Below are 16,597 nucleotides of genomic sequence, written 5' to 3'. Positions count from 1 at the left end.
CCCTTTCCTTACGCCCCATGCTATCGCCACGCGCATGAGCGCAGAATCCAAAACTGATTTGTCCAATATCCGTAACTTTTCCATCGTGGCCCACATCGACCACGGGAAATCGACCCTGTCTGATCGTCTGATCCAGTTCACCGGCGGCCTGACCGCGCGGGAAATGAAGGAGCAGGTGCTCGACAATATGGACATCGAGCGCGAGCGCGGCATCACCATTAAGGCGCAGACCGTGCGCCTGAACTATAAGGCCAAGGACGGCAAGTCCTATATCCTCAACCTGATGGACACGCCGGGCCACGTTGACTTTGCCTACGAAGTGTCGCGGTCGCTGGCCGCCTGCGAAGGCTCGATCCTGGTGGTCGATGCGTCGCAGGGCGTTGAGGCGCAGACCCTGGCCAACGTCTATCAGGCGATTGATAACAACCACGAAATCGTGCCGGTGCTGAATAAGGTCGATCTGCCGGCGGCTGAGCCTGAGCGTATCCGCGCCCAGATCGAAGACGTGATCGGCATTGACGCCAGTGAGGCCGTGCTGTGTTCGGCCAAGTCCGGTATCGGGATTGAGGACGTGCTGGAGGCCATCGTCGCCAAGTTGCCGCCGCCCAAGGGCGATGTCACTGCCCCTCTTAAGGCGCTGCTGGTCGATGCCTGGTACGACGCTTATCTGGGCGTGATCGTTCTGGTGCGGGTGTTTGACGGCGTGATGAAGCCCGGCCAGCAGGTCAAGCTGATGAACGCCGGTGCGACCTATAAGATCGACAAGCTGGGGGTTTTCCAGCCCAAGGCGACCGACGTTGAGGCGCTTGGCCCCGGTGAGATCGGCTTCTTCACGGCTCAGATCAAGGAAGTCTCTGACGCCGCCGTCGGTGACACCATCACCGATGAGCGCAAACCGACCGCCAAGGCCATGACCGGCTTTAAAGAGGTCCAACCGGTGGTGTTCTGCGGTATCTTCCCGGTCGATGCGGCCGATTTTGAAGACCTGCGCGCCGCCATGGGCCGTTTGCGCCTGAATGACGCCAGTTTCTCCTATGAGATGGAAACCTCAGCCGCCCTTGGGTTCGGGTTCCGCTGCGGGTTTTTGGGGCTCTTGCACCTTGAAATCATTCAGGAACGTCTGTCGCGTGAGTTCAATCTTGATCTGATCGCCACCGCACCGTCTGTTGTCTATAAGATTTATATGAACAACGGCGATGAGATCGACCTGCACAATCCCGCCGACATGCCCGACGTGGTCAAGATCGACCATATCGAAGAACCGTGGATCAAGGCGACCATCTTCACGCCCGACGATTATCTGGGCGCGGTCATCAAGCTATGTCAGGATCGCCGCGGGGTGCAGCTTGACCTGTCTTACGTCGGCACCCGCGCCATGATCGTCTATAATCTGCCGCTCAATGAGGTCGTGTTCGATTTCTATGACCGCCTGAAGTCGATCTCCAAGGGCTATGCGTCGTTCGACTATACGATTGAGGAATACCGCGAAGGTGACCTGGTGAAGATGTCGATCCTGGTGAATGCCGAGCCGGTCGATGCCCTGTCGATGCTGGTTCACAAAGACCGCGCTGAAATGCGTGGCCGCGGCATGTGCGAAAAGATGAAAGACCTGATCCCGCAGCACCTGTTTGTCATTCCGATTCAAGCGGCCATCGGCGGGCGGATCATCGCGCGCGAAACCGTCCGGGCTCTGCGCAAGGACGTGACCGCCAAATGTTATGGTGGTGACGCCACCCGCAAGAAAAAGCTTCTGGAAAAGCAGAAGGAAGGCAAGAAGAAGATGCGGCAATTCGGCAAGGTCGAAATCCCGCAGGAAGCCTTTATTGCCGCGCTTAAGATGGATAATGACTGATCGGGAACGGCGGCCTTTCTTACATGAGTGGTGAAAATCCAACAAATCTTGTTGCGGAATTTGAGGCTGCATACATTTTTCCGCTGGCTCAATACGCTTGGCAAAGCGAACGTGGTCGTTCCTGCTGGATCGACCTCGAAATTTGGCAAGACGCGCTGGCCGGGCCAATTTACAGCATCATAAACGATGGCAATTGCGCATATGTTTACGCCCGGAATGATGATTATTTCGCGGGCGTAAATGACGCTACGGCATTGTATGCTCGATTACAGCAATGGCACGGCAAGCTGAGTACGGGTCTGGAGAGTTTTATACCGACCACTTATGCCGAGAAAAGCGACCTTACAGCTATGCGGCAGTTTGCACGCCAAATGTGGTTAGTCGCTGAAAAGGCGGTTACGATAGAGCGAAATAGGTAACCACAGCCTATTAAGAACTCCCCCTGAGGCAGGGGGAGCTTCTGTTTAAGTGCGCTTAAACAGAAGAGGGGGTTAGTCTTTAGTGGGTTTAACCCCACCTCCGGCCCTTTGGGCCTCCTCCTCCCCTGCATCAGGGGAGGTTCTAATAAATCAGTCCAAAATCGGCCCCCGTTCGTAGAAAGCGTAAGTTTTCACAACCGGAGTCACAGCCATGTTCATTCGTCCCGCCGCCCTCATCGCAGCCATCAGCGCGTTTGCCCTGTCGGCCTGTGCGTCACTGGATATGGCCACCAATTCTCAACCGGAACCGAAGTTCGTTCTCGAAGAGTATTTCGCGGGCAAGACTCTGGCCTACGGGACGTTTGAGGATCGCTCATCCAAGGTCATGCGCACCTTTACGGTCGTGACCTACGGCACCAAGACCAACAGCGGCTTTACGCTGGATGAGCAGTTTTTGTGGAGCGACGGTGAGCGCCAGCGCCGTACCTGGGTGTTCACCAAGACCGGCGAAGGCCTCTACGAAGGTCGTGCCGGCGATGTCGAAGGGGTGGCCAAGATCACCAATCGCGGCAATGCTATCCGCATCCAGTATGACCTGAACGTACCTTATAAGGGTAAAACGATCAAACTCAGGTTCGATGACTGGTCGCATCTGGTGGCCGATGGGGTGGCGATCAACCGCGCCGATGTCTCGAAATTCGGCATCCATGTCGGCCGCGCGACCTTGAGCTTTATCAAGCCTGATGCGGATCGGCCTGTCGCAGATGAATTGGGGAAATCGTTTCCACAACAATAAAAGCCACATCAAAGTGACGGGCCGCCCCGAACTTTGATGTGACCTTATGAATCCGTGAAAAAGTACACTGAGCGTCAGCGAAGGACTTTTTTACGATTTTAACTCGCGTCCTTGACCATGCCCTCAAGGCCGCAGTCGCGCACTTTGCGATAGAGCGTTGAGCGGCCAATGCCTAAGCGGCGCGCAACTTCGGACATATGACCGGCATAGACGCCGATGGCATGTTCGATCAGGTCGCGCTCGATCTCCTCAAGCTTACGCAGGTGCCCCTTGTCGTCCAGAATACGCACCGGCGCGTCCTGATGCAGTTCATTAAAGGCCGCCTGATGCTCAACAATCACCTGCGGCAAGGTCGGCGCAGGGGCCGCCTCAACCGCCGTAGCATAGCTGGCCGGGGCCGGCATCGGCGCACTCTGGCCGCTGATGGCCGGGAAATCGAACGCCTGTAAATGCGGCGTATCCGACAGCACAATGGCGCGGTAGATGGTGTTTTCCAACTGACGGACATTGCCGGGCCAATCATACTGGGTCAGCATGTGCAGCGCTTCGGGCGACACGCCGGTGACGCGCTTGCCTTCTTCGATATTGAAGCGGCGGATGAAATGTTCCACCAGCGCCGGTATATCTTCGCGGCGTTCGCGTAAACTCGGCGCATCGACCGGAAAGACGTTCAGACGGTAAAACAGGTCTTCGCGGAAGGCACCCGCCTTAACCTGATCCTGCAAATTACGGTTGGTGGCGGAAATGATGCGGACATCGACCTTGACCGGACGTTTGGAGCCGACCGGATCAATCTCGCCTTCCTGAAGCGCGCGCAGCAGTTTGACCTGCATATCCAGCGGCAGTTCACCGATTTCATCAAGGAACAAAGTACCGCCGTTGGCTTCCTGGAACTTGCCCAGATGCTTATCCGACGCGCCGGTGAAGGAGCCTTTTTCGTGGCCGAACAGGATTGATTCCACCAGATTTTCCGGCAAAGCCCCGCAGTTGACGGCGACAAAAGGTTTGCCCGCCCGCTCTGATGAGCCTTGAATGGCGCGCGCGATGAGTTCCTTCCCCACCCCGCTTTCACCCAGGATCAGAACGGGAATGTTGGACTTGGCAGCGCGTTCACCCAGACGGCGGACCATCAGCATGGCCTGTGACGCCCCCACCAGATCATCAAACGACGTACGACCCGTGGTGTGTTTCTTCAACCGCTGAACTTCGGCGACCATATCGCCCATTTGCAGCGCGTTACGGACGCTGACGACAATGCGCTCAGGTGACGCGGGCTTAATGAAGAAATCCTGCGCCCCGGCCTGCATGGCCTTGACGACCGTGTCGATCCCGCCCGAAGCGGTCAGCACCACAACCGGCGTTTTGATACCGGCGGCGCGAATGTCTTTTAAGGTGTCGATGCCGGATTGCCCCGGCATGACCAGATCAAGGATGACCGCATCAATGGTCTGCCCGCCCGACAGGCGATCATAGGCCTGCGCGCCATTTTCAGCGTGCACCACCCCAAAGCCTTCGCGTTCCAAAACGGCCTGAATCAGGCGACGCTGCGTCGGATCGTCATCGGCGATCAGTATCGTCTTAGCCATGTAAACACCCATCTCATCTAATTATCAGTTGCGGACATTTCCGCTAAACCGGATTATTTTGAGACAGGTTTACGCCCATCAGGTGAAAATCACGTCAAGACATGTGGTTAATGTATCGTTTCAGTACGGATGGACGGGTCTGACACGTAATTTCAACATTAATCAAAATCGTCAAACGCAACCCTGTTTAGAAATTCACAACCATTCCCCATTATTCCTATACCCAGACATTATTTCCACGGGCTTATCGGGGTTTGGAACAATGAAAAAAACCGCTGCGCTGGTGCTTATAGCATCGGCTGTATTTTCATCTGGTTGCGCGACAAAACGCTACCCCATGACGGGATATATGACTCCCGCCACCGCCGAAACGCTGACCTGTCGGGAGTTGTATGTGAAACTTACCGAGGCGGAAGGTGCCCGCCTCAAGATTGCTAAGACCGCAGATGTAAATGGCCGATCAGTTGCGGCGTTTCTGGGCGATCTGGGTATTACCAATGCCATCTCCCGCAATGATGCGGAGCGCGTTGTGAACCAGCGTTTGATGGCTATCAATGCGGCCTATCGTGACAAGGGGTGCATCGGTGGTGCCGTGGGACCCGACGTGTCAAACCGCGATATGACACGTTTTGGTGCTGTGATCGAATAGGACACGGCCATGAAAATCATAAAATATATGCTGCCGCTTGCATCCATCTGTTTGCTGTCTGGCTGCGCGACCAAAAATTACCCCATCGAGCCTTTCATGACCGCCCAAGAATATGAGCAGTCAACGTGCAGGGAACTGTATGTAAAGCTGCTTGAAACCCAAGGCACGGAACTGGCGATTGCTGATCTGTCTCAGGCTGATTTTGCAACATGGGTTGGAATCAACCGGGATTTTGGCCTCGGCAACATGATTGCCAAGAACGATGCCGAAATTGCCTTGTATGAACAGGTTGGGGCCATTCGCACCGCCCAGATGAAAAAGGGCTGTATCGACCCTAACGCCAAAGGCATGTCCGGTACAGGCTGGAGGCTTGCGACCACAAGAGGCGGACACTAATAACGAAATGTTATTTCTGTCTCGATTTTTGACAGCGGTTGTGGTTGAACGCCAACATGACCCAAAACGCCCCCCTGCCCGTCGATCCTGAAACCCAATTGCCCGTATGGGACCTGTCTGATCTCTATAGTGGCCCGGATGATGCGCGCATCAATGCCGACCTTGAGGTGGCGCAGGGCCTCATAAAAGACCTCGCCAAGCTAAACGGCGCGTTTCTGGCCGGACGGCATGATGCCGAGCGATTGGGGGCGTTAATCGATCAGGCGGCGTCCCTGCATGAGCGGGCGATGGATAGTTTGAGCGGGGCTATGGCCTATGCGACCCTTGCCTCCACGCTTAACCGCGAAGATGCGCGTATAGCCAAGCTGGATGCCGATCTGCGCGCCAAGGTCGCCATGATGTCGACCGATACTTTGTTCCTTAATCTGGAACTGAATAAGCTTGAGGACTGGGAAATCGAGCAGGCGCTCAAATCCAGCCGTGCGTCTAAGTGGCGGCCTTGGCTGCGCCGTATCCGCGCCGGACGGCCCCACGAACTGTCGCCTGAGCTTGAAAAACTGATGCTGGAGCGGATGCCCGCCACCACCCAATGGACGCGCCTGTTTGATGAGACGCTGGCCCGCCTGCGTGCCAAGGTCGGCAAAGACACCCTGACCCTCAATGAAGCCCTGTCGCGACTGGCAGCGCCGCAAAGTTCGGTACGCAAAGCCGCGGCCAACGGCCTGAGTGCGGCGTTAAAAGACAACGCGCCGGTGCTGGCGCTGGCGCTCAACACATTGGCGTTTGAAAAGCAGATCGACGACCGCTGGCGCAAATACTCAACGCCCGCCTCGTCCCGCCACCTCGCCAACGAAGTCGATGCCGACGCGGTCGATGCCATGGCCGAGGCGGTCAGCGAATCCTACGCCGCCCTTTCGCACCGTTACTATGCCCTCAAGGCCAAACTGATGGGCAAAAAGCAGCTCGATTTCTGGGACCGTAACGCCCCGATCACCAGTGACGTCCAGAAAAAATATAGCTGGGATGAGGCCAAATCCATCGTCCTCAAAAGCTTTGCCCAGATGGGCGGCGATTTCGAAGCCCGCGCCCGCGTGTTCTTTGAAAAGCCGTGGATCGATGCCGCCCCGCGGGCCGGGAAATCGTCGGGGGCCTATGCCCATCCGGTGTCATCGTCGCACCACCCTTACGTTATGCTCAACTTCACCGGCGACCGGCGCGAAGTCTTAACCCTCGCCCACGAACTGGGCCATGCGGTCCATCAGACGCTCGCAGCCCCGCTGGGGTCAACCTTGGCCGACACACCGCTGACTCTGGCCGAAACCGCCTCTATCTTCGCCGAAGGTCTGGTGTTCGAGCATCTGGTGGCGGGTGCCACGGCTGATGAAAAAAAGGCTCTGCTGGCCGGTAAGATTGAGGATGGCCTCAACTCCGTCATTCGTCAGATCGCCTTTCACCGCTTTGAAGAGAGGTTCCACGCGGCCCGCAGGGAAGGCGAAGTCAGCGTTGATCAACTGAACGCCCTGTGGCTAGACATCATGGGTGAAAGCCTAGGGCCCGCGATTAAACTGAACGATGGATATGAATACTGGTGGGCCTATATCAGCCACTTCGTCCATGTACCGTTTTACGTCTACGCCTATAGCTTCGGCGATTTGCTGGTATCCTCCCTGATGGAAAAGCGCCGTCAGGACCCGGCTGGGTTCACGCCGCTTTATGCCCAGCTACTGGCCGCCGGGGGCACCAAGACCTATATCGAGGCTTTGGCCCCGTTCGGGCTGAACCCACGCGAAAAAGCGTTCTGGAAATTGGGGTGTGCCCGACTGGAAAGCCTGATCGACCAGTTTGAGGCCCTGAACTGATTAAAAGGCTTTCCAGTCAAACCTAAAAAACCACCTGGAAAGCCGGATTGACCAGTTCGAGGCACTCAACTAGGCAAAAAGACGGCGGACTTTACGCCTTGTTATCAACTTTGAGTGGATAATTAGAGCTTGTAGCGTACCCATAAGGAAACCGTCATGTCCGTCACGTCGCGTGTCACCCAAGGCCATACGATTACCGATATTCATGGCCGTCTGGATTTTCATCTGATTGATGAGGACGTCTGCCACACGATCCAAGACCATCAGGATTTCATCGTCTCTCTGCTGCCGGATGTGCTTGATCAGTTTTACCAGCATGTCTCCCGCCACGATGCCATTGCCCAGCATTTCCGCGATGCCGCCCATATGGAGCGGGCCAAGGATCAGCAGTTCATTCACTGGCAACGGCTGGTACAGGCGAAGTTTGATCCCGATTATGTCGCAGCCGTCATCCGGGTCGGCGAAGTCCATTTCCGCTTAGGCATACAACCCAGCCACTATATGGCCAGCTACAGCGCGTTTCTGGCTCTGCTCAATGCGCGGATTGCGGCGGATTATCCCGGCCACACACCCGATAAGCTCTATGCCCTGATCGCTGCCGTGACCAAGATCGCCCTGCTCGATATGGAATATGCTATCTCGGTCTATATTGACGCCGGCAGTTCTGTTTTCCTTTAACCGCGTGGCCAATAGGTTAGTATTGACCGGATCGTCAGGCTTTTGTAATAGCCGTAAGACATAAGATTTATCAGGGAACCTCTCATGGCCGGACATCACGATTCTCACAACGACTACGTCAAGGGTGAGATGGATATCCACGATCAGCAGAATTCATATAACCTGTTCATGGGCATGACCAAGTGGGGATCACTCGGCACCGCCGCGTTTGTTCTGTTCATCACCGTCATGTTCGCCGTTAAGGGTGCGGGTTTTATTCCGGCGGTGATTTCGACAGGTGCGCTTGTGGTTATTGGCTGGCTGATGCTGAAAACCAAGCCTGACGCCAAGCACTAAACCCTTATAGCGTTTTACAAGTTTTGCGCCCTGACGTCCCGGATGTCAGGGCGTTTTCATGTGCGCCGCACAATAATACTTTAATTGTCAGACCAATACGCAAAAATGACACCGGTGTCTCAAATTTGATAAACACACTTTGACAGCGTGACTATTTCCCCATAATGACGCAATACTTGTACGCAGAGACACATCTGGTTTCAATTGAGAGTATTTGCACGCCGTGAATACTTTGGTTGGCGCCAGTTAAGCCAAAAAGGGAGCGAACGTGGCCATTACCATCGCCATACCAAAGGAAACGCGGGCCGGTGAGACCCGCGTGGCCGCCACCCCCGATACCGTGAAGAAATGGACCGCCGCGGGCATAGCTGTGCAGGTTGAAACCGGCGCAGGTCTTGGGGCGGCCATCACCGATCAGGCGTTTGTGGATGCAGGCGCGCACATCGCCAAATCGGCCACCGAAACCATAAAAACCGCCGATATCGTGCTTAAGGTGCGCGGGCCGGAGGCGGCTGAGATCGCCGCCCTGAAACCCGGCGCGCACCTTGTCGCCCTGCTCGATGCCTATCGCGAAAAGGAACCCCTCGCCGCCTTGGCCAAGGCGGGGGCCACGGCCTATGCCATGGAGTTTGTGCCGCGCATCACCCGCGCTCAGGTCATGGACGCCCTGTCGTCGCAGGCTAACCTGGCCGGTTACCGCGCCGTCATCGATGCCGCCGCCCTCTATGGCAAAGCCTTTCCGATGATGATGACCGCCGCCGGTACGGTCGCCCCGGCCAAGACATTCATCATGGGCGTCGGCGTTGCGGGTCTGCAGGCCATCGCCACCGCCCGTCGTTTGGGCGCGGTCGTCTCCGCCACCGACGTGCGCCCGGCCACCAAGGAACAGGTCGAATCACTGGGGGCCAAGTTTACCGCCGTTGAGGACGAAGAGTTCAAAAACGCCCAGACCGCCGGTGGCTATGCCAAGGAAATGTCGGCGGAATATAAGGCCAAACAGGCCGCCCTCGTCACCGCCCATATCGCCAAGCAGGACATTGTAATTACCACCGCCCTGATCCCCGGCCGCGCCGCACCTATCCTCGTGACCAAAGAGCAGGTCGCCTCGATGAAGCCCGGTTCGGTGCTGATTGATCTGGCGGCCCCGCAAGGCGGCAATGTCGAAGGCTGCATCCCCGATCAGATCGTTGAGGTGAACGGCGTCAAAATCTATGGCCCGACAAATATCGTCACAGCTATCGCCACGGATGCCTCCGCCCTGTATGCCAAGAACCTTCAGGCGTTTGTGGGCCTTCTGATCACCAAAGACGGTGCCTTAGCCCCGGATTTTGAGGATGAAATCCTCAAGGCCGCGCTGGTCACCAAGGATGGCGCCATCGTCCATCCCTCTTTGAAAGCCACCCCATGAGCCTTAACGCCTCCACACCCCACGCCCGCGAACTGGCCTTTTACGCCGCCTGGAACGCCCGCGACGCGCAAGGGATCTGCGAGCTTTATGCCGACGACATTGTGTTTTCATCGCCGTTCGTCACCCGAATGGACCTGTCCGAAGACGGCGTCCTGAACGGTATCGAGGCCTTATTTCACTACGTTAAGGCTGCCCTTGAGCGCGTACCGAACCTGCATTTTGAAGGCATCGCCAATTGTCAGGGTGTTGCGCACAACACCTTGGTCTACCGCAACCAATCCAGCCACGTCGTGACGGAAACCCACGAATATGATCAGGACGGCCTGATCCGTGCGGCCAGCGTCGCCTATTCCATCGCCCCGCTTAAGAGGAAAAACTATGGAAGTCGTTGATCCAACCATCTTTCGTCTGGCCATTTTCGTACTGGCCATTTTCGTGGGGTATTACGTGGTGTGGAGCGTCACCCCGGCCCTGCACACGCCGCTGATGGCCGTCACCAACGCGATATCATCGGTCATCATCGTCGGGGCCTTGCTGGCCGCTGCGGCGTCCGCCACCGGATCAGACGCATGGATATCCAAAGGCTCTGGTGCCATCGCCTCAGCCTTTGCCGCGGTCAATATCTTCGGTGGCTTCATGGTCACGCGCCGGATGCTGGCTATGTACAAGAAGAAGGAGCGTAACGCTCCCGTTAAAAAAGAAGGGGCACACTGATGACCTTCTCTGACATCTCTGCCCTCGCCTATCTGGTGTCCGGCGTTCTGTTCATCCTTGCCCTGCGCGGGCTGTCGTCGCCGGAAACCAGCCGTAAGGGCAATCTTTACGGCATGATCGGCATGGCCATTGCGGTCGGCGTCACGCTGATTGGTCTGTTTATCGGCGGCGAGCTTGATCCGGTGACCATCGGCCTGATCGTCGGCGGCATCGCCATCGGCGGCTTTGCGGGGGCCACCATCGCCAAAAAGGTCTCCATGACCTCCATGCCGCAGCTTGTGGCCGCTTTCCACAGCCTTGTCGGCATGGCCGCTTGTCTGGTCGCCGTAGGTGCGCTCTATGCCCCCGAAGCCTTCCATATCGCGGATGGCCTTGGCGGCATCAAGATCCAGTCGATCATCGAACTGGCACTGGGCGTGGCCATCGGGGCGATCACCTTCACCGGCTCGGTCATCGCCTTTGCCAAGCTCAACGGCAATATGTCGGGCGCACCGATCATCCTGCCTGCCCGCCACTTGCTCAATATCGCGCTTGGGGTCGGCATTGTGGTGCTGATCGGCGTGCTGATCTCAACAGCGGGTCAGGCGACCTGGGCGTTCTGGGCGATCTTTGCTCTGGCGCTGATCTTAGGCATCACCCTCATCATCCCGATCGGCGGCGCAGATATGCCGGTCGTTGTCTCCATGCTCAACTCCTACTCCGGCTGGGCGGCCGCGGCCTTAGGGTTCACGCTGGAAAACATAGCCCTGATCATCACCGGCGCGCTGGTCGGCTCATCCGGCGCGATCCTCAGTTACATCATGTGTAAGGCCATGAACCGGTCGTTTATCTCGGTCATCTTAGGCGGGTTCGGGGCCACAGCCGACGCTGCAGCGGGTGGTAAGGTCGAAACGCGGCCTGTGAAACAAGGCTCGGCCGATGACGCCGCATTCATCATGAAGAACGCCTCAAAGGTCATCATCGTCCCCGGCTACGGTATGGCGGTCGCCCAAGCCCAGCACACCCTGCGTGAAATGGCCGACAAGCTCAAAGAAGAAGGTGTGGAAGTCAAATACGCCATCCACCCCGTCGCTGGCCGTATGCCCGGTCACATGAACGTACTGCTGGCCGAAGCCAACGTCCCCTATGATGAAGTTTTCGAGCTTGAAGACATCAACTCAGAGTTCGCCACCGCCGATGTTGCCTTTGTTATCGGGGCCAACGACGTCACCAATCCGGCGGCCAAGACCGATAAGACTTCGGCCATCTACGGTATGCCGATCCTCGATGTCGAAAAGGCCGGCACCGTCCTGTTCGTCAAGCGCGGTATGTCGTCAGGCTATGCCGGCGTGGAGAACGAACTGTTCTTCCGCGACAACACCATGATGCTGTTTGCCGACGCGAAGAAAATGGTCGAAGGCATCGTGAAAGCTTTGTAGCAAGGGGCAAGCCCCCTGCACCCGAAACTGGGAGCCAGCGGCAACGCTGGCTCTCAACTTACTTATTTCGGATGTCAGACCAATATTCATCGGCAACATCCGCATCGATATTTACGGGTGGAATATTGCCGCCATATAGTCTGTCCTGTCCGTCCTTTCGAGGGCCGGAAATCCAGAACTCTTCGCCTGTGTCCACATCGGCGTAGTTGGCTTTAAAGCCCGTACCTTTCAAACTCCGAAAAGTCCGGCCACGATAGCTTAACGACTTACCTGTCTTAGAGAAGGTGACACGTCCTATCCACGCCTCACCATTCAGAGAGTCGGACTTATTTTCGATGTACATAATTCGCGTCTTTGTCATTCGGTAATATTGGACAATCTGGTGGCTTATGGCAATGCCCCCAACCGCCATACGTTCTGACCTCGACACACGCGAGGTTGAGGCGTTATCCTCCCCCCGAACGGGAGGGGCGCATGACAAAAGCCACACGGCTGATCACCTTTGGCGCGGCGCTGGTCACCGCATTGGCCTTAAGCGCCTGCATGGCCCATCAACCCGCAGGCACGCCGGGCGGGCCCGCCTTCTGGATGGGGCTGTGGCACGGGCTGATCGCCCCCATCAGCTTTGTCATCAGCCTGTTTAACGATGACATCCGCATGTACGCCGTCCCCAATATTGGGCGTTGGTACGATTTCGGCTTTCTGCTGGGCCTGTCCATCTGGGGCGGCGGAGCGGCGGCCTCAAAGGACTGATCATGGCCGAGCTTAAAACCCAACCCACCGATGCTGATCCGAGCGCCTTCGTCGCCAGCGTTTCCGATCCGAAAAAGCGCGCTGATTGTGAGGCCCTGCTCACCCTCTTTGCCGAGGTCACCGGGGAGCCGCCGGTCATGTGGGGGGCTTCTATCGTCGGTTTTGGCCGCTATACCTATATCAATACGACTAAAAAGCCCGCCGACTGGCCCCTGACCGGCTTTTCACCGCGCGCCGCCAACCTGACGCTCTATATCATGCCGGGGTTTTCTGAGCGTCCCGACCTTATGGACGGTTTAGGCAAGTATAAGACCAGCGTATCGTGCCTTTACCTCAAGTCGCTAAAGGATGTGGATACCGACCGGCTGCGGGCTCTGATCCGCTGGGGCTATGAGGCGATGAAGGCGAGATATTAAGCGCATTCCGAAACGAAGTTCGGTGTAGCCAAAAGCGTTAGGCGGTTTTCGGAATCAAATGCGCGTCAAAACTGAAATTTAGGGGTTCATCTTCCATTCAGCCCAACTATGGTCATATGACGCCTGTAAAGACGAACCATGGAAACGATGATGCACACGAAAACCGCCGCCCCCGTTGTTAAGGCTAAAGCCTTATCCTCGAAAGCCCTTGCGGCCCCTCTCGCTGCCGCCATGTTTGGCCTGACGGCGCTGGGTGTCGCTCTGTCGCCGGTAATCGCAGAGGCCGCCCCCGTTGGCCAGATCGAGACCAAGGAAGTCCCTGCCTCGCGCCTGTTTCCGTTGCTCAAAGGCTTTCTCGCTCAGCCCGCCTCGGCCCGCGATCAGATCCAGTTGGCCTATGTGGTGCGCGTCAAGCACGTCCCGGTCAGCGCCCTCGATTTCAAGCTTAAGGACGGCGCCAATATCACCAAGCTGACCCTTGGTCCCGACAACCGCATCACGCCCCTGCCGACGCTGGCGCAGCTCAACCGCAATGCCGTGGTGGTGGCGACCGGCCCGAACAATGTCTCGCTGGCCATGAAGCTTAAGGTCTATTCCACCCAATCCCCGGCCCGCACCCTGTCGGCCGCTGACATGACCAAGGCCGTCAACCAGACCCAGACCGTCGGCAAAAAAGCCGCCGGTCCCGCCGCCATGCTGATTTCCCTGCCCGACCGGGTGTTCTTTGCGGGCGCCGGCAAAGGCACGGTCACGCTGTCGAACGGTCAGGTCAAAACCTTACCCATGACTACCAAGGGCGAATACCCGTCCGGCACGCCCTATTTCTACCCGTCCGATTATCCGGGGGCCACAACGCTGAACTTCGAGCGCGTGCCTCAGCGCATCGAAATCGATAACCCGTAATAGGCCCTAAGCGATTTCCTGACGGGCGGCGGCGCGGCGCTGGGCGCGCACATACTGCTGATGCAGCACGACATAGCCCAGCCATGCGCCGACAAAGGCCGACACGGCCACCAACGGCACGCTGATCAGGTTGAACCACATCGGATGGGGCGTGGAAATGATCGTCATCAGATCACCGGCAAACAGCAGTATGCCGACGATCCAGCCGGGATATTGCCCGGTCTTGGCGACCCGGACCGCCACATAGGCTCCAAACAGGGCCCCGACCGCCCACGACACCAGCGTGATGACAAAGGCCGCCGATGGGATGGTGCCCATCAGCTCCAGACGCTCTTCGGGGGTGACCATGTCCAGCAGCGGCGGTGGCGGAAACAGATAATCGCCGACTTCCTTGAAAATGGTCTGAAGCACCATCCCCAGCAGCAAGCCCAGCAAAACCGCCAGCGTGCTCACCAAAGCGCGACGGGTCTTTTCGTCATCCCACTCCAGCAGCCAGCGCCGCATCACATCGCTAAAACTTGTCTGAGCCATAGGTTTTCTTACCCCCACAACCTGTACGCTTAGGGTTACAGGCTCGCCCCATTTTGGGCACATTCTTGAACCGCCAAGATGTCAGGGCTTTGGGTTGCGGTCAATTGTTTGTTTACCCTTTGGCGAACAGCAAAAGCGGCACCCTGCGCAATTTAGTGGTGTGGAAGTGGCCGCGGCCGACCACCGGAATCAATCGCCACAAACGTAAACACCGCTTCGGTCACCTTGATGCGCTCATCGCCGTCGCGGGAGCGGCGATAGGCTTCGACCTCAAACTTCATCGAGGTGCGGCCGGTGGAGATCAGGCGCGCATAGACGGTGACCTCATCCCCGACATGGACCGGCGTCAGAAACACGATCCGGTCAACCGCCACAGTGGCGCACCGCCCCCGTGCCCTGCGTCCGGCGACATTGCCCGCCGCCAGGTCCATCTGCGACATCAGCCAGCCACCAAAGATATCACCCGCCGGATTGGTATCGGACGGCATGGCGATCGAGCGGATGGCCAGTTCAAACTCGCCGGGCTCAGGGATAGCGTCAGGGGCGTCGTTGGACATGGGTCGGGCGTCTCAGTTTAAACTTATAGAAAAAGCGTTGCAACCAGATGATCACAACGCTTTTATATCTGCAATAGATTACGTGTCTTTAGGCGCGGTGTAAATTAAGCGCGCGCTGGGCGGGCGGGCATAGGCGCGCCACCTTCGCGTTGAAGACGCTTGCGGGCCAGCTTGCGGGCGCGACGCACGGCTTCAGCCTGCTGACGGGCGCGCTTCTCGGAGGGCTTCTCATAGTGTACGTGACGCTTCATTTCGCGGAAGGAACCTTCACGCTGCATCTTCTTCTTGAGGGCTTTCAGGGCCTGATCGACGTTGTTGTCACGGACAAAAATCTGAACCAGAGGAATCTCTCCATTCTTGCTTGATGCCGAGGGGCTTGCCCGGATCGGCGACTGGTTACGACCAGCCCCTCTGAATGAAGCGATAGCAACCGTGGTCAATTAAAATCTGAAAACCCGCAAACACCAGTCTGCGGGCATGTAGGGGAGTGCACATACAACAACCCAACCAAGGAGTCTAGCCAAACTGGCACAAGAAAAAGCGCATTTCGCGCGAAATTTGCCATAATGCCGCACACGGCTACCAATCCCTTGGCGCGACGGGGGTTTAGGGGTATCTTTGGAGCCATGACGACCTCACCCCTCAAAGCCCTCGAAGCCGATCTGGCTGCCGCCACCGCGAAATTGATGCCGGATTTGGGCCTCAATAGCACGAGTTTGCGCCGCGCCGCCGCCCATATCGGCCTGACACCCGCCGAATCCGACCTGATCTGCCCCAACGGGCCGCGCGATATCGCGGCTGTACTGTGGCGCAGCCATGATGCGGCTTGGTTGGCCGTGGTTGAGGCCACCGACATGATGGGCATGAAGGTGCGTGAGAAGATATCTTTTTTGCTAACCGCGCGGCTGGATCAGGCCGCGGTTGAAGAATCGGTCACCCACCGCCTGTTCGGTTATCTGATGCTGCCGCAGCATCTGGGATTGCTGAAATCTCTGGTGTGGGACAGCGCCGACATGATCTGGCGCAAGGCTGGCGATCAGGCGCTGGATGAAAACCACTATTCCAAGCGGCTGATTGTATCGGGGATTCTGACCACGGCGCTGACCACCCGACTGGCGCAAGGCAAGGCCGCACAGGACGACCAGATCGCGCGAAATATCGACGCGGTCATGGCCTACGAAAAGTTCAAGGCGAAATCTGGTTTCAAACCCGAACAGACCATGCTCGATATCGCCGCCAAGGTCGGCGCCTTACGCTTCGGCAAGGCGAAAACTGAACCCGCACAAAGTTAAGTAAGAGCCCCCACCACCCCGACCGTAAACGGTC

Annotated in this window: 21 protein-coding genes; 16 read left to right on the top strand and 5 right to left on the bottom strand. The window is 57.3% G+C overall.

The features are described from left to right. Window positions 1-34 precede the first annotated feature (34 nt). From lepA to IE102_RS10020, 3 genes are all read left to right on the top strand, one after another. The gene (gene lepA, locus IE102_RS10030; protein WP_189486354.1) at window positions 35-1,852 is read left to right on the top strand and encodes a translation elongation factor 4; all 1,818 of its coding nucleotides are present in this window, start codon (window positions 35-37) and stop codon (window positions 1,850-1,852) included. Between the two features lie 23 nt (window positions 1,853-1,875). Beyond that, window positions 1,876-2,271 carry a hypothetical protein gene (locus IE102_RS10025; protein ID WP_189486353.1) on the top strand — a complete coding sequence of 132 codons (396 nt, stop codon included), beginning with the start codon at window positions 1,876-1,878 and terminating at the stop codon, window positions 2,269-2,271. Window positions 2,272-2,482: 211 nt separating this feature from the next. Continuing rightward, the gene (locus IE102_RS10020; RefSeq protein WP_189486352.1) at window positions 2,483-3,067 is read left to right on the top strand and encodes a DUF3833 domain-containing protein; all 585 of its coding nucleotides are present in this window, start codon (window positions 2,483-2,485) and stop codon (window positions 3,065-3,067) included. Window positions 3,068-3,165: 98 nt separating this feature from the next. On the opposite strand, the gene IE102_RS10015 is transcribed toward IE102_RS10020, so the two are convergent. Then, window positions 3,166-4,653: a sigma-54-dependent transcriptional regulator gene (locus tag IE102_RS10015; protein ID WP_189486351.1), complete on the bottom strand. Its 1,488-nt coding sequence runs from the start codon at window positions 4,651-4,653 to the stop codon at window positions 3,166-3,168. Between the two features lie 262 nt (window positions 4,654-4,915). Here IE102_RS10015 and IE102_RS10010 point away from each other — a divergent pair, with 262 nt between their 5' ends. The 9 genes from IE102_RS10010 (at window position 4,916) to IE102_RS09970 (ending at window position 12,111) form a co-directional block, all read left to right on the top strand. After that, window positions 4,916-5,302, top strand: a complete 387-nt coding sequence (locus IE102_RS10010) for a hypothetical protein (RefSeq protein ID WP_189486350.1) — start codon at window positions 4,916-4,918, stop codon at window positions 5,300-5,302. 9 nt (window positions 5,303-5,311) lie between these two features. Further along, window positions 5,312-5,698 carry a hypothetical protein gene (locus IE102_RS10005; RefSeq protein ID WP_189486349.1) on the top strand — a complete coding sequence of 129 codons (387 nt, stop codon included), beginning with the start codon at window positions 5,312-5,314 and terminating at the stop codon, window positions 5,696-5,698. A 56-nt stretch (window positions 5,699-5,754) separates the two neighbouring features. Then, window positions 5,755-7,557, top strand: coding sequence for a M3 family oligoendopeptidase (locus IE102_RS10000; RefSeq protein WP_189486348.1), 1,803 nt, complete (start codon window positions 5,755-5,757; stop codon window positions 7,555-7,557). Window positions 7,558-7,713: 156 nt separating this feature from the next. Further along, the gene (locus IE102_RS09995; RefSeq protein WP_189486347.1) at window positions 7,714-8,235 is read left to right on the top strand and encodes a protoglobin domain-containing protein; all 522 of its coding nucleotides are present in this window, start codon (window positions 7,714-7,716) and stop codon (window positions 8,233-8,235) included. 84 nt (window positions 8,236-8,319) lie between these two features. Next, window positions 8,320-8,571, top strand: coding sequence for an aa3-type cytochrome c oxidase subunit IV (locus IE102_RS09990; protein ID WP_189486346.1), 252 nt, complete (start codon window positions 8,320-8,322; stop codon window positions 8,569-8,571). Between the two features lie 268 nt (window positions 8,572-8,839). Next, window positions 8,840-9,979: a Re/Si-specific NAD(P)(+) transhydrogenase subunit alpha gene (locus IE102_RS09985; protein ID WP_189486345.1), complete on the top strand. Its 1,140-nt coding sequence runs from the start codon at window positions 8,840-8,842 to the stop codon at window positions 9,977-9,979. After that, complete coding sequence (locus tag IE102_RS09980) at window positions 9,976-10,371, top strand: nuclear transport factor 2 family protein (RefSeq protein ID WP_189486344.1); 396 nt, start codon at window positions 9,976-9,978, stop codon at window positions 10,369-10,371. Before IE102_RS09985 ends, IE102_RS09980 begins: the two co-directional genes overlap by 4 nt. Next, window positions 10,358-10,693: an NAD(P) transhydrogenase subunit alpha part 2 gene (locus IE102_RS09975; protein ID WP_189486343.1), complete on the top strand. Its 336-nt coding sequence runs from the start codon at window positions 10,358-10,360 to the stop codon at window positions 10,691-10,693. Before IE102_RS09980 ends, IE102_RS09975 begins: the two co-directional genes overlap by 14 nt. Continuing rightward, window positions 10,693-12,111: an NAD(P)(+) transhydrogenase (Re/Si-specific) subunit beta gene (locus IE102_RS09970; protein WP_189486342.1), complete on the top strand. Its 1,419-nt coding sequence runs from the start codon at window positions 10,693-10,695 to the stop codon at window positions 12,109-12,111. The genes IE102_RS09975 and IE102_RS09970 overlap by 1 nt, the downstream gene beginning before the upstream one ends. 58 nt (window positions 12,112-12,169) lie before the next feature. On the opposite strand, the gene IE102_RS09965 is transcribed toward IE102_RS09970, so the two are convergent. After that, complete coding sequence (locus tag IE102_RS09965) at window positions 12,170-12,454, bottom strand: 1-deoxy-D-xylulose-5-phosphate synthase (protein WP_229807687.1); 285 nt, start codon at window positions 12,452-12,454, stop codon at window positions 12,170-12,172. A gap of 131 nt (window positions 12,455-12,585) precedes the next feature. On the opposite strand from IE102_RS09965, the gene IE102_RS09960 reads away from it, so the two are divergent. From IE102_RS09960 to IE102_RS09950, 3 genes are all read left to right on the top strand, one after another. Continuing rightward, window positions 12,586-12,864, top strand: a complete 279-nt coding sequence (locus tag IE102_RS09960; RefSeq protein ID WP_229807686.1) for a hypothetical protein — start codon at window positions 12,586-12,588, stop codon at window positions 12,862-12,864. A 2-nt stretch (window positions 12,865-12,866) separates the two neighbouring features. Further along, a complete protein-coding gene (locus tag IE102_RS09955) occupies window positions 12,867-13,280 on the top strand; it encodes a DUF1801 domain-containing protein (RefSeq protein ID WP_189486341.1) in 414 nt (137 codons plus the stop codon). 138 nt (window positions 13,281-13,418) lie between these two features. Continuing rightward, complete coding sequence (locus IE102_RS09950) at window positions 13,419-14,183, top strand: hypothetical protein (protein ID WP_189486340.1); 765 nt, start codon at window positions 13,419-13,421, stop codon at window positions 14,181-14,183. A gap of 6 nt (window positions 14,184-14,189) precedes the next feature. Here the strand turns inward: IE102_RS09950 and IE102_RS09945 are convergent, their stop codons facing one another. From IE102_RS09945 to rpsU, 3 genes are all read right to left on the bottom strand, one after another. Next, entirely contained in the window at window positions 14,190-14,714 is a 525-nt protein-coding gene (locus IE102_RS09945) for a hypothetical protein (RefSeq protein ID WP_189486339.1), read from the bottom strand. A 152-nt stretch (window positions 14,715-14,866) separates the two neighbouring features. Further along, window positions 14,867-15,271 (bottom strand): acyl-CoA thioesterase, encoded by a 405-nt coding sequence (locus tag IE102_RS09940; RefSeq protein ID WP_189486338.1) that lies wholly within the window; start codon window positions 15,269-15,271, stop codon window positions 14,867-14,869. Window positions 15,272-15,375: 104 nt separating this feature from the next. Then, window positions 15,376-15,612 carry a 30S ribosomal protein S21 gene (gene rpsU, locus IE102_RS09935; RefSeq protein ID WP_189486557.1) on the bottom strand — a complete coding sequence of 79 codons (237 nt, stop codon included), beginning with the start codon at window positions 15,610-15,612 and terminating at the stop codon, window positions 15,376-15,378. A gap of 285 nt (window positions 15,613-15,897) precedes the next feature. On the opposite strand from rpsU, the gene IE102_RS09930 reads away from it, so the two are divergent. Then, window positions 15,898-16,563 carry a COQ9 family protein gene (locus IE102_RS09930; protein WP_189486337.1) on the top strand — a complete coding sequence of 222 codons (666 nt, stop codon included), beginning with the start codon at window positions 15,898-15,900 and terminating at the stop codon, window positions 16,561-16,563. The last annotated feature ends 34 nt before the right edge of the window (window positions 16,564-16,597 follow it).

Origin of the sequence: Asticcacaulis endophyticus (assembly GCF_014652575.1) — a bacterium.
GTDB lineage: Bacteria > Pseudomonadota > Alphaproteobacteria > Caulobacterales > Caulobacteraceae > Asticcacaulis > Asticcacaulis endophyticus.
The sequence above is the reverse complement of the archived record's forward strand: the minus strand, read 5'-3'. Positions and strand labels throughout refer to the sequence as shown.